The 12,552-nt window shown below is 69.8% G+C and carries 12 protein-coding genes; 3 read left to right on the top strand and 9 right to left on the bottom strand.

Going from position 1 to position 12,552, the window contains the following annotated elements; translation table 11 throughout:
* From VME70_04815 to VME70_04800, 4 genes are all read right to left on the bottom strand, one after another.
* The coding region (locus tag VME70_04815; protein HTW19521.1) for a hypothetical protein at nucleotides 1-379 on the bottom strand (379 nt) is incomplete at its 3' end.
* Nucleotides 376-1,884, bottom strand: coding sequence for a TldD/PmbA family protein (locus VME70_04810; protein HTW19520.1), 1,509 nt, complete (start codon nucleotides 1,882-1,884; stop codon nucleotides 376-378). The genes VME70_04815 and VME70_04810, both read right to left, overlap by 4 nt.
* Entirely contained in the window at nucleotides 1,877-3,007 is a 1,131-nt protein-coding gene (locus tag VME70_04805; GenBank protein HTW19519.1) for a Gfo/Idh/MocA family oxidoreductase, read from the bottom strand. Before VME70_04805 ends, VME70_04810 begins: the two co-directional genes overlap by 8 nt.
* Before the next feature lie 97 nt (nucleotides 3,008-3,104).
* Complete coding sequence (locus tag VME70_04800; protein HTW19518.1) at nucleotides 3,105-4,136, bottom strand: D-2-hydroxyacid dehydrogenase; 1,032 nt, start codon at nucleotides 4,134-4,136, stop codon at nucleotides 3,105-3,107.
* A 130-nt stretch (nucleotides 4,137-4,266) separates the two neighbouring features.
* On the opposite strand from VME70_04800, the gene VME70_04795 reads away from it, so the two are divergent.
* Nucleotides 4,267-5,037, top strand: a complete 771-nt coding sequence (locus tag VME70_04795; GenBank protein ID HTW19517.1) for an SDR family oxidoreductase — start codon at nucleotides 4,267-4,269, stop codon at nucleotides 5,035-5,037.
* The gene (locus tag VME70_04790; GenBank protein HTW19516.1) at nucleotides 5,034-6,089 is read left to right on the top strand and encodes an ABC transporter ATP-binding protein; all 1,056 of its coding nucleotides are present in this window, start codon (nucleotides 5,034-5,036) and stop codon (nucleotides 6,087-6,089) included. Before VME70_04795 ends, VME70_04790 begins: the two co-directional genes overlap by 4 nt.
* Here VME70_04790 and VME70_04785 read toward each other — a convergent pair.
* The 5 genes from VME70_04785 to VME70_04765 all read right to left on the bottom strand — a co-directional run bounded on the left by VME70_04785 (nucleotide 6,074) and on the right by VME70_04765 (nucleotide 11,645).
* A complete protein-coding gene (locus tag VME70_04785) occupies nucleotides 6,074-7,045 on the bottom strand; it encodes a Gfo/Idh/MocA family oxidoreductase (protein ID HTW19515.1) in 972 nt (323 codons plus the stop codon). The genes VME70_04790 and VME70_04785 overlap by 16 nt on opposite strands.
* A gap of 1 nt (nucleotide 7,046) precedes the next feature.
* Nucleotides 7,047-8,099, bottom strand: a complete 1,053-nt coding sequence (locus tag VME70_04780) for an ABC transporter ATP-binding protein (protein HTW19514.1) — start codon at nucleotides 8,097-8,099, stop codon at nucleotides 7,047-7,049.
* Nucleotide 8,100: 1 nt separating this feature from the next.
* A complete protein-coding gene (locus VME70_04775) occupies nucleotides 8,101-8,985 on the bottom strand; it encodes an ABC transporter permease (GenBank protein ID HTW19513.1) in 885 nt (294 codons plus the stop codon).
* Between the two features lies 1 nt (nucleotide 8,986).
* A complete protein-coding gene (locus VME70_04770; protein ID HTW19512.1) occupies nucleotides 8,987-9,943 on the bottom strand; it encodes an ABC transporter permease in 957 nt (318 codons plus the stop codon).
* A gap of 97 nt (nucleotides 9,944-10,040) precedes the next feature.
* Nucleotides 10,041-11,645, bottom strand: coding sequence for an ABC transporter substrate-binding protein (locus VME70_04765; GenBank protein ID HTW19511.1), 1,605 nt, complete (start codon nucleotides 11,643-11,645; stop codon nucleotides 10,041-10,043).
* A 130-nt stretch (nucleotides 11,646-11,775) separates the two neighbouring features.
* Here VME70_04765 and VME70_04760 point away from each other — a divergent pair.
* Nucleotides 11,776-12,552: hypothetical protein (locus VME70_04760; protein ID HTW19510.1), on the top strand; the 777-nt coding region annotated here is incomplete at its 3' end.

Raw genomic sequence — 12,552 nt, 5'->3', positions numbered from 1 at the left:
CCTCACACCACAACCCGCACCCGCGCTCGGCCACGGCCGGAGCCGCCGGCTGATGCGCCGTGACGCCGGCGCGCGCGCCGCCCCCCGACTTCTCGAGCTCTCGCGCCTGCCGGCAGGCGTGCTCGACGATGCGGGCGACGTCCCGCACGGACGAGGTCGCCGCGCGGGCGGCACTTCGACCGACCACCGCGCGAACCATGACCTGGACGGCGCTCAGGTCCTGCGGCTGGTGCACCCGCGCACCCGCGAAGCGGAGCACCGACGCAGTACGTCCGGCGACGAAAACCTCGAGGGCATCGGCATCGGACGCCGCCAGCGCCGCGGCCAGGAGCTCCTCGGCACGCTCCGCCCCGACCGGCGCGGACATCGCGTGCGTCATGCCGCGATCCCGGTCTGCACCTGCCGCACCAGCGTCGGCGCCGCACCGTGCGCGAGAAAGCCCCACTGCTTCGGCTCTCCCTTGCCGCACGGCAGCCCGAAGGTCCGGAACGTCTCGGGACCGCCGACCGCCTCGACGGATCCCCAGAACTGTGGCGTGATCCCGCCGTAGGAGAAGTTGCGCAACAGCCGGCCACGCCGGCCACCCCGCACCTCCCACGCGACCTCGGTCCCGAACTGGAAGCTCCACCGCCGGCTGTCGATCGACCAGCTGCGGTTGTCGTCGAGGTAGTAGCCCTCGCCGAGCTGGTCGAGCAGCTCGTCGACGGAGCCTTCACCCGGCTGCAGGTAGACGTTCGTGGCGAAGCACACCGGCGGTGCGGACCAGCCGTCCGCGCGAGCCGCTCCGGTGGAGCGCCGGCCGGCGCGCGCCGCGCTGTCCCGGTGCGAGAGGAACTCCCGCAGCACGCCCGACTCGATCAGGTCGACGCCGTACGCCGGTGTGCCCTCGTCGTCGAACCCGAAGCTGCCGCGGGTGCCTGGCACCGTGGGGTCGGCGCGGATCGTGACCGCAGGCGAGCCGTAGACCAGCGAGCCGGCCGAGGCGAGCTCGACGAACGACGCGCCCGCGAAGTTCCGCTCGTCCCCGAGCACGCGGTCCAGCTCGAGCGCATGGCCGACCGACTCGTGGATCTGCAGCGCCATCTGTGCCGGACCGATCACCAGGTCGGCCACGCCCGGTGGCGCGGTCGGCGCGGTGAGCAACGTCACGGCCTCGGCGCCGACCCGCGCCGCGTTGGCCACCAGATCGAGCTCGGCGAGGTACTCCCAACCGCGTGCGGAGGTGTCGCCGTGGAAGGAGTTGGGATAGCTGCGTCGCTGCACCTCGCCGTCGGCCGCCGCGACCGCGAGCAGCCCGCCGCCGGTCTCGACCAGGTGCTGGTCCTGCGCCGAGCCCTCGCTGTTGGCGAGGTAACGGTGCTGGCGCTTCGCGTTCACCCCGGCTTGCGCACGCACCACCCGCGCGTCCTCGGTCGCGGCCGAGAGAACCTGCTCGAGCAGGGCCTCCACCACCGACACCGGTACGCCGAAGGGATCTTCGACGACCGCGGTCGAGTAGCTGCCGGCGGCCGGCGGCTCGGCCGGAAGCCGAAGCCGGTGACGGGTCGCGCCGGCCGCCGCCCGCGCGATCGCGACCGCGGCCCCCGCCGCCTCGACGGCGGTCGACCCGGACTCCAGCGGACGGCCGGCGAATCCCCAGACCCCGTCGACCAGTACCCGCACGGCGATGCCCAGGTCGTGCTCGATCCGGCGATCCGCTGCCGACCCGAGAACCGTGTAGTGCCGCAGCTCCTCGCACTCGACGACCCGGGCCTCCGCGAAGCTCGCCCCGTTCTCGGTCGCAACGGCAAGCGCGGCCTCGAGGAGTGGCCGGGCATCGGCCGGTTCGCGCATCGCGCCCCAGTCATGGGCGGTGGCGGGCGCGGCGAGCGCCCGCTCAGTCATTCGTGACGAGCGGGAAGTCCACCCACCGGCGCTCGCGGAAAGACGCCTCGAACGCGTTGATGGTCTCCTGCACGAGCGCGCCCTGCGCGAAGTCGCCCTGCGGCGTGGCGTCCGGATCGAGGATTTCTGAGGCGAAGTCGGCGACCAGGTTCGTGTAGAACAGCTCCGGCCACGGGTCGCGACTGGTCATGCCGGTGGGGAAGAATCGCTCGGGGATCTCGCGCTCCTCGAACTCGACCTCGTTCTTGGTCGCGGTCTTGATCGTCTCGCAGATCCCGCGCTCCTCGACCAGCCGGACGATGATCGCGCCCTCGGAGCCGTAGATCCGCACCTCGATGCCCGGGTAGTTGCCGACCGTGACGTACGACGACTGGACGGACGCGATCGCGCCGCTGCCGAACTCGCACACCCACATGTCGCCGTCGTCGATGTTCATCCGCTGCATCCGGCCGGTCGAGCGCACGACGCGCTCAGGGACGAAGTTGCGCATCGTGCCGACCACGCTGGTCAGCGGCGCGTCCAGCCACCAGTGCATGATGTCGATCACCGGTGCGCCGTACCCCTCGATCGACGACACCTCGATCTTCCCGTCGGTGCTCGGGTTCCGGTCGGTCTGTCGCAGCGGCGTCGACGGGTCGATCCACTGGCTGTTCTGCTCGTAGGCGTTGAGCATGTAGGGCTGGCCGACGAACCCCTGGTTGATCAGCTCGGTCGCGTACATCACCGCCGGCGAGTAGCGGAACGTGAAGCCGAGCTTGGTCCGCAGGCCCTTGTCGAGGGCGAGCGCCGAGGCGCGCCGGGTCTCGCGGTAGTCGGAGTGGACCGGCTTCTCGCACAGCACGTGCTTACCGGCCTCGAGCGCCGCGTAGGAGACCTCGAAGTGAGCGTCGTTGCCGGTGGCCACGTCGACCACGTCGACGTCCGGGTCGGCGAGCGCGTCGCGGTAGTCGAGGTGGCGGCGCTCGATCCCGAACTGCTCGCCCGCCGCGGCCAGCGCGTCGGCGTCGCTGTCGACCAGCGCGACGACCTCGACCCGGTCGTCACGCAGCCAGCCCGGGATGTGCGCCCGGCAGGCCCACCGGCCCGCGCCCACCATCGCCACCCGCAGCTTGCCGTCGCTCACCTACGCCTCGATTCCTGCGCCGGATGGAGTTTGTCGGTTGTCGACAATGTGCATCACCTTGTCGCCCCCGCTCGCCCGTGTCAAGCCACCTGCCGGTTCAGTAGCCGGCGACCGGGTCGAACCGGTTGCGCAGCGGCTGGCCGGCCCGATAGCGGTCGAGGTTGTCGCAGAACAGCTCGACGATGGTGGCGTTCTCGGTGACCAGCGTCGAGGCGGAGTGCGGCGAGATCAGCACGTTGTCCATGCCCCACAGGGGGGAGGCGATCGGGAGCGGCTCGGTGCTCGTGACGTCCAGCGCCGCCCCGCCGAGGTGGCGCCGGGCGAGCGCATCGATCAGCGCCGGCTCGTCCACCACCTGGCCGCGGGCGATGTTGACCAGGATCGTGCCGGCCGGCATCGCGGCCAGCTCGCTCGCGCCGATCAGCCCCTCGGTCTCGGCCGTGAGCGGCGTGCAGAGCACCACGATCGAGCAGTGCGGCAACAGCTCACCGAGCCGGTCGGTCGACCCGATCCGGGACGCCGCCGCCAGCTCGTAGTGGTGCCCCGGGCGGCCGGCGCCCCACACCTCGACGCCCATCGCGGCCAGCACCGCGGCCACCTGCCGGCCGATGCTGCCGAGCCCGACCACGAGCGCGCGGCGGCCGGCGAGCGCGCCCGCGGCGTAGCGCTCCCACCGCTTCTCGGCCTGCATGCGTTCGAGGTACGGGATGTCCTTGACGAAGTGCAGCACGCCGGCGAGCACGAACTCGGCGAGCGGGACCGCGTGCACGCCGGCAGCAGTCGTGAAGGCGATCCCGGCGTCAGCGATGCCCAGCCGCTCGACGTACCCGCCGATCCCCGCACTCGTCGCCTGGACCCAGCGCAGCTCGGGCGCCCGGGCCGGCAGGTGCGCCGGGTCCCGCCAGTCGAAGTCGAAGCAGATCTCGGCTCCGGCGAGCAGCGCGTCCCAGTGCGCGAGCTCGGCGGCGGAGAGTTCGCGTACGGCGCCGCCGTGGTCGCAGGGGTAGCGCGGGACGGGCAGCAGCTCCGGTACGTCGATGACGTCGAGGTCGGGCTGCGCCAGCCGGATCCGCTCGACCAGGTCCGGCTCGAGGTAGGAGCACACCAGCAGCCGTCCAGATCCGCTCACCCGACGACTCCTTCCCGGACTCGCACATCCTGCCCTGACCGAACTGCCTTGACCGAAATTGTCGGCAGTCTACAATCGACCGTCGCAGCGGGTGCCGAACCGGGCAGCGACGAGCAACAGCGGAGGCGGCGTGGGGCGCTACGACGACCGGGTGGCGGTGGTCACCGGTGGAGCGAACGGCCTCGGACGCGCCATCGTCTCCGGTCTGGTCGACGAGGGCGCCCGGGTCGCCGTGGTCGATTTGGTTCCTGCGAAGGCCTTCGCCGGGCACGACGCGGTCCGCAGCCACACCGGCGACATCGGCGATCCCGAGCTCGTCCCGGGCGTCATCGCCGACACCGTCAAGGAGTGGGGCAAGGTCGACCTGCTGGTCAACGACGCCGCCGAGTACCCCAACGGGCGGCTGTTCGAGATGTCGCTCGCCGAGTGGCAGAAGGTCTTCGCCGTGAACGTGTTCAGCACGGTCGCGGCGATCCGCGCGTTCGCCGAGCACTGCATCGGCCGCGGCGCGAGCGACGCGGCGATCGTCAACATCTCGACCGGTTCGGTCGCGAGCCCCCGGCCGGCGGGCGCCGCCTATGCCTCCTCGAAAGCGGCGGTCGAGGTGTTGAGCAAGACTTACGCGATGGAGCTCGGTCCGCAGGGCATCAGGGTCAACGTCGTCGCGCCCGGCTACATCGATGTGCGCGAGTGGAGCGACGCACATCCCGACCGCGCACCCGACGAGCTACGCGCCGCCCTCGTCGACCAGATCCCGCTCGGCGTAGCCGGCGACCCGCGCAACATCGCCGACGCCGTGCTGTTCCTCGGGTCGGCGGCCGCCAGCCACATCAACGGCGTGGTTCTGCCGGTCGACGGCGGGTCGCTCGCCGGCCGGTTCTCCCTGGGCGGCCATCGATGACCAGCACGCCGGAGCCGGCGGCCGGCTCGGCCGTCGCCACCCGTGACGAGGTGGTCGTCGAGACCCGGGACCTCTCGAAGGACTTCGTGCTGGCCGGCGGGCTCTGGCGCGCCATCCGCCGGCGGGGACCGGAAGTGCTGCACGCAGTGGACCAGGTCTCGCTGTCGGTGCGTGGCGGCGAGACCCTCGCGCTGGTCGGTGAGACCGGCTCCGGCAAGACCACGCTCGGCCGGCTGATCCTGCGCCTGTACAAGCCGACGTCCGGCGACCTGCTCTACCGCGGGCAGTCGATCCTGTCGGTGAGCCGATCCGAGGACGAGCGGCTGCGCAAGCACATCCAGGCGATCTTCCAGGACCCGTACAGCTCCCTGAACCCGGTGCTGACCGTCCGCAAGACCCTGGCGGAGGCGCTGCGCGTGCATCACATCTGCGCGGACGACGAGATCGACGCCAGGGTGGACAGCCTGCTCGAGACGGTCGGGCTGTCGCCCGCGATGAGCGACCGCAAGCCGCACGAGTTCTCCGGCGGGCAGCGGCAACGGATAGGGATCGCCCGCGCCCTCGCGGTCGACCCCGAGGTGATCGTGGCCGACGAGCCGCTGTCCGCGCTGGACGTCTCGATCCAGGCCCAGGTGCTGAACCTGCTGATCAAGCTGCAGGACGACGCGGGGCTGACCTACCTGTTCATCACCCACGACCTCGACGTCGCTCGCCACCTCAGCCAGCGGATCGCGGTCATGTACCTCGGCGCGATCGTCGAGGAGGCGCCCGCAGACGCGATGTTCGCCGAGCCGCTGCATCCCTACACCCAGGCGTTGCTCGCCGCGGCACCCAAGCTCGGCACCGGCCGCCGGCGGCGCGAGCCGGCCGTGCACGGCGACCTGCCGAACGCGATCGAGCGGCCGAGCGGCTGCCGGTTCCACCCGCGATGCCCCATGGCCATGCCGGTCTGCAGCACCGACGAGCCGGTGATGGTCACCATCGGAGGGGACCGCAGGGTCGCCTGCCACCTTCATCCGGGTACGCCGGAGCAGGCTCAGCCCAAGGACTGAACCAACAGGTCGAGCCCTTGTGCGCACCGCATCGAGGTCTCGACCGCCGTCTGGCGCGGGTCGGCCCCGTCGATCAGGACGTCGTGGATGTGGCGGATCGCGGCGGTGAAGGTGTGCTGGTCGGTCGTCGGGCGCTCCACGGCGACGTCGTGACCAGCCCGGTGGATCTCGATCGTGTCCTCGACCGACGGGTGATACGGGTTCGCAACGTGCACGAAGCCCTCGGATCCGAGCAGTCGGGCGAAGGTGTCGTACGGGCGGTGAAAGCCGCAGGTGAGCGCCAGCCGGCGCCCGCCCGGGTAGTCGAGCATCGCGGTCGTGTCCACGTCGACACCGTTCTGTAGCTGCGCGTACGCCTGGCCTCGTTCGGCGTCGGCGCCGAACAGCTCCCCGGCGAGGCGCACCGGGTAACAGCCGACGTCGTACAACGCGCCGCCGCCGAGCTCCGCGTCCCAGCGGATGTTCTCCGGCCGGGTGAGGCTGAAGTGGAAGGCGCCATAGATCTCACGAAGCTCGCCGACCGCGCCGTCCCCGAGCAGCTCCACCAGGCGCGCGTGCTGCGCCTGGAACGGGAAGACGAAGGCCTCCCACAAGGGAGCCGGGCTGCGCACCGCAGCGTCGAGCACCTCGGCGGTCTCGGCCACCGATGCCGTCAGCGGCTTCTCGCACAGCACCGCCTTGCCGGCCGCGAGCGCCTTGATCGTCCACTCGCCGTGCAGGGAGTTCGGTAGCGCGTTGTAGACCGCGTCGATGTCCGGGTCGTCGAGCAGCTCTTGATAACCCACGATCGCCCGGGCGACGCCGTTCGCCCGCGCATAGGCCTCGGCGCGGTCGCGGTCTCGCCCGCCCACCGCGACCGGCCGGCCACGGCCGGCCTCGCGCAGCCCGGGCAGGAACTGGGCACGGGCGATGTTCGCGGTGCCGAGAATCCCCCACCGGACCGGCTCATCGGCCACGTCAACCCACCTCCTGCGGCACCGGCACCTTGCCCATGCTCGGGACCGCCTCCTGGCGCCGGCAGCGTGACAGGTGCGGAACCGGTGCGCCCGGGACGGCGAGCAGCTCGGTGTTCCACGTGCGGCAAGCGTCCTCGACCAGCGGGCAGCGGGGCGCGAACCGGCAGCCGTCGCCGACCCTCGTCATGTCCGGCGGGGCACCGGCGATCGACGGCAGGAACCGGGTGCCGGTCACGAACTGCGGAAGCGATCGCAACAGCGCCACCGTGTAGGGATGGCTCGGGACGCCGAGCAGCCGGTCGGTCTCCGTGGCCTCGACGACCTGCCCGGCGTACATCACAAGAACGCGGTCGCAGATCTCGGAGATCACGGACATGTCGTGGCTGACCAGCACCACGCTCATGCCGAGGTCGCGCTGCAGCTCGAGCAGCAGGTCGAGGATCTGGTCCTGGATGACGACGTCCAGCGACGTCGTCGGCTCGTCGGCGAACAGGATCCTCGGGTTCGACGCCAGCGCGATGGCAATCAACGCGCGCTGCATCATGCCGCCGCTGAACTGATGCGGGTAGTCGTCCATGCGGCGCTTCGCGGACGGGATGCCGACCCGGTCGAGCAGCTCGACGGCTCTCGCTTCGGCGTCACTTCGGCTGAGGTCCGAGTGCGACGCGACCGCCTCGATCACCTGCTTGCCGATGCGTACGACGGGGTTCAGTGCGGTCATCGGGTCCTGGAACACCATGGAGAGCTCCGCGCCCCAGAGCCGACGGCGCTGCTCGCGCGAGAGCGTCAGGACGTTGCGCTCGGCCTCTGCCGGGCTTGCACCCGGCGGGCGGTAGTAGACCTCACCGCTGATCCGGGCGGCGCCGGGCGGCATCAGCCCCATGATCGAGCGGCAGGTCACGCTCTTGCCGGAGCCGGACTCGCCGACCAGCCCGAGCACCTCGCCGAGCCGGACGTCGAAGCTCACGCCGTCGACCGCGCGCACCGTTCCTCGCGACGTCGGGATCAGCGTCCGCAGGTCGCGGACCTCGAGCAGCGGCGCGCCGTCGGCCACGTCACTCACCGCCCGGCCGCAGGACGTCGGCAAGCCCGTCACCGATCAGGCTGAACCCGATGCCGACCCACACGATCGCCACACCGGGAATGAGCGCGAGCCACCACGACGTCAACAGGTAGTTCTGCCCGTCAGAGATCATCGCGCCCCACTCGGGCGCCGGTGCCTGCACGCCGAGACCGAGGAAGCTCAGCGACGCCGCCAGGATGATGTTGCCCATCGCGTCGACCATCGAGAAGACGAGTACGGCGGTGACGACGTTCGGCAGGATGTGCCGGAAGATGATCCGCAACCGGCCGTAACCGAGGGCACGGGCCGCGAGCACGTACTGCTGGCGTCTGGTGACCACGGTCTGGGCGCGCATGATCCGCGCATAGCTGACCCAGCTGGTGAGCCAGATCGCAATGAACATGTTGAACGTGCTCGGGCCGAGCACCGCGACGATCGCGATGACCAGAACGAAGAACGGAAACGCGAAGAACAGGTCGACGATCCGCATCAACACGGTGTCGACCCATCCGCCGAAGTAGCCCGCGACCAGGCCGACGATGCTGCCGAACACCAGCGTGACGCTGGTCGCACCGAACGCGATCGCGAGGTCGACGCGCCCGCCGTACAGAACCCTCGAGAGGATGTCACGGCCGTACTGGTCGGTGCCGAGGAGATGGCCGGTGCTGAACGGTTTGGCCAGCGGATGCAGCGCATCGAACGCGGTCGGCGTGTCCTTCGCGAACAGCGGCGCGCCGATCGTCACGACCAGCGCGACCACGAGCATCGTCAGCCCGATCAGCAGGCCCCGGCGCCGCCACAGCCTTCCCTTCCGCCCGACACCGGCTTCGTCGCCGATGTCGAGCATCAGGCCCGGGACCTCGCTCGCGACCGTCATGTCAGTCACCCGATCCGGTCGCGGCCCGCGGGTCGAGCATGGCGTGCACGACATCGGTGATCAGGTTGACCAGCACGATGCCGAGCGCGAAGACGAGGGTGACGCCCTGCACCACCGGGTAGTCGCGGGTCGACACCGAGCTGACCAGCAGGGAGCCGAGGCCGGGTAGCGAGAAGACGTTCTCGATCAGAACCGTGCCGCCGACCAGGTAGGCGAGGTTCACGCCGAACACCGAAACGACCGTGACGATCGCGTTGCGCACGATGTGGTGGGTCAGCACGCGCCAGGTCGGGATCCCTTTGATCCGCGCGGTGTCGACGAAGTCCGCTCGGGAGACCGAGATGACGCTTGCGCGCAGCGATCGCACCAGCACGGTGGAGTACGGCAGCGCGAGAGTGAGCGCCGGAAGGAACAGGTAGTACAGGTGCCCGCCGAACCCCTTGCCGTAGCCGTCGATCGGGAAGACGTCGATGTGCACGCTGAAGACCAGCACGAGGATCAGGCCGAGCCAGAAGCTGGGCATCGCGAACGCGACGGTGAAGAAGACCCGGGCGCCCTGGTCGAACCATCCGTTGCGGCGCATCCCGGAGATCACGCCGATCGGGATCGCGATGCACGCCGCGAGCACGGCGGCGTACAGGATGACGAACAGGGTCGGGTAGATGTGCTGGCCGATCACCGTCCGGGCGCCTTCGGCGTAGAAGAAGCTGTAACCGAGGTTGCCGTGGAACAGCCGGCTCATGAACTGGCCGTACTGCGCCAGCAGCGGCTTGTTCAAGCCGAGTGCGTCGTTGACCTGGCGCGCACCGGCGGCGGTGTAGTGGTTGCCGAGGATCACCAGCGCGGGGTTGCCGGGAATCAGTCGCAGCAACAGGAACGTGATGATCGTGATGCCGAGAACCAGGAACGGTAGCTGCACGAGCCGGCGCCGCACGAAGGCGTAGCGTCCGGCGCTCACGGGTCCGTGACCTCCTGGGCTCGGTGTCGTCCAAGGATGCAGCGGTGTGCGGGTCGCCCGTCAGGTGACCCGCACACCGCCCACTTCACCCCCCCGGTCAGTGGTTATCCACCGTGAGGTTCTCGAGCGACAGGTCGTAGTTCCCGAGCGGCGTCACGGAGAACCCGTGCACCCAGTCGCCGATGCCGTAACGGAACGGGCTGTAGTCGGTCACCAGGAACGGCGTCTGCGTGTAGACCGCCTGCTGGATCGTGTTGTACAGCGCCTGCCGCTTGGACGGCACGAGCGTCTGCCGCGCGGTGGTCACGTCCTTGTCGATCGACGGAACGTCCCAGTACGAGTTGAACGCGTTGGCGCCGCCCTTGCCGTCGGCGCCGAAGGTGGCCACCTCATCCGGGTCGATGATGTCGTTCGTCCAGTAGCGCTCACCCATCTCGGAGTGCCCGTTGTCCTCCTTGGCGTACGCGGTGGTGAGCTCGTAGGACTGGATCGCGACCTTGATCCCGACCTTGGCCAGCTCCTGCTTCAGGATGACCGCCTCGGCCTGCCCGGCGACGTCGCCGCTAACGGTGATCAGGAAGCAGCTGAACCCGTTCGGATATCCGCCCTGCGCGAGTAGCTGCTTGGCCTTGGTCGGGTTGTACGGGTAGGGCTGCAGGCTCTTGTCGTAGTACTCCATGTCGAGCGGGAAGAACGACGAGCCCGGCGTCGCGTGTCCCTGGTAGGCGAGGTTCACGATCGCCTGCCGGTTGATCGCGTAGTTGAGCGCGAGCCGGACGTCCGCGTTCTTGAACGGCGCGAAGTGCTGATCGAGCTGGACGAAGTCGACGCGCGTCGACGGGAACAGCCCCACCTTCGCGGACTTGCTGGCGTCGATCTCGCTGACCAGGTTCGACGGCGGGTTCTCGATCACGTCCGCCTTCTTCGACTGCAGCAGCAGGACGCGGGTGTTGTCGTTCGGGACGATCATGATCTTGACCGTCTTGATCTTCGGCTTCGTGCCGTAGAAGTACGGGTTCGCCGCCAGGTCCACCTCGGAGTCCGGGCTGTAGCTCGTGACCATGAACGGTCCGCTCCCGACCGGGTGCTGGAAGAACTTCGAGCCCTGCGCCTTGACCAGCTTCTCCGGCACGATCGAGTACGCATACATCGCGAGATCGGCCACCAGCGGCGCGTGCGGCTCGCTGAGCTTGATGACGACGGTCGAGGCGTTGGGCGCGGTGATCGACTTCACCGCGGTGAGCAGGAAGCCCCAACCGCCCTTGAACGCCCGCGACCGCTGGATCGAGTACACGACGTCGGACGCGGTGACCGGTGCGCCGTTGGAGAACTTCGCCGGTCGCAAGTGGAAGGTGTAGACCAGCTTGTTCGACGACACCGTGTAGCCGGTCGCGAGGTCCGGGATCACCCCGGTTCCGGTCGAGTTGGGCTGGTAGAGCCGGCTGTAGAGATTCTGGTCGAGCCAGATCGACTCGTTGACCGAGTTCGCCTCCGGGTCGAGAGTGTCCACCTTCACCGCATTTGCGATGACCAGAGTGCTGTCCGGCGACGCGCCGGCGGGCGCACCGCTGCTCGGTGTCCCCCCCGAGCTGCTCCCGCCTCCGCAGGCGGTCAGGGCGAGCCCGGCCACAGCGGCGACGGCGAACACGCGGCTGCGCCGCGACGTGCGGACAAGCGGACGGAAGATATCGCTGGCGAGCACGGCAGCTCCTTCGTCGATTGTCGACAGTGTGCGAACCTTAGGAAATGGGCCACCGAACGTCAAGGAAATCCGCTCACCCTTCGGAACGGAGGGGTAACGATCACGTCACGCGCCCGGTGGACACTGAGGCGTGAGCGGATCCGCGGACCCATCGGTCGACCTCGCTCGGATCGCGATGTGGTCGGGACCGCGGACGCTGTCAACCGCCATGATGCGGTCCTGGGAGAACCGCGCGGACACCGCGGTGGTCGATGAGCCGCTCTACGCCTTCTACCTCTCGCGCAGCGGCGTCGAGCACCCCGGCCGGGAGCAGATCGTCGCCAGCCAGTCGAGCGACTGGCGCGAGGTGGTGGCCGGCCTCGTGGCCGGACCGCTGCCCGCAGGGGTCCGGGTCTACTACCAGAAGCACATGACCCATCACATGCTGCCCGAGGTGGATCGCGAGGAGCTGCGCCCGTTGCGGCACGCCTTCCTGCTCCGCGATCCGCGCGAGCTGCTGACGTCGTATGCCAAGGTGCGCACCCAGCCCACCCTCGCCGACATCGGGCTGGCGGTCCAGGTCGAGTTGTTCGAGCGCTTCGGGGGTCCGGTGCTCGACTCGCGCGACCTGCTGAACGCGCCCGAACCCATGCTGCGGGCGCTGTGCGCGAGCGTCGGCGTCGCCTTCGACCGGGCCATGCTGCAGTGGCCGAGCGGCCCGCGGGCCAGCGACGGCGTGTGGGCCCCGCACTGGTACGACGGGGTCCGGGCATCCACCGGGTTCGGTCCGCCACCGCCGGTGGCGGTCGACGTACCGGCTCGGCTCGAGCCGCTGCTCGAGCAGTGCTTGCCCTACTACGAGCGTCTGGCGGCGTACCGGCTCACGACCAAGGAGGGATCGCCGTGCTCCAGCAGTTCGACGAGCGAA

The sequence above is a fragment of the Mycobacteriales bacterium genome (assembly GCA_035504215.1).
Taxonomy (GTDB): Bacteria; Actinomycetota; Actinomycetes; order JAFAQI01; family JAFAQI01; genus DATAUK01.
Note: the sequence above shows the minus strand (reverse complement) of the source record. Positions and strands in the feature narration are given on the sequence as shown.

Excerpts from the sequence above, each read along its gene's own strand:
- VME70_04775 (HTW19513.1), bottom strand. The coding sequence starts at position 8,985 with ATGACGGTCGCGAGCGAGGTCCCGGGCCTGATGCTCGACATCGGCGAC.
- VME70_04810 (HTW19520.1), bottom strand. The coding sequence starts at position 1,884 with ATGACTGAGCGGGCGCTCGCCGCGCCCGCCACCGCCCATGACTGGGGC.
- VME70_04790 (HTW19516.1), top strand. The coding sequence starts at position 5,034 with ATGACCAGCACGCCGGAGCCGGCGGCCGGCTCGGCCGTCGCCACCCGT.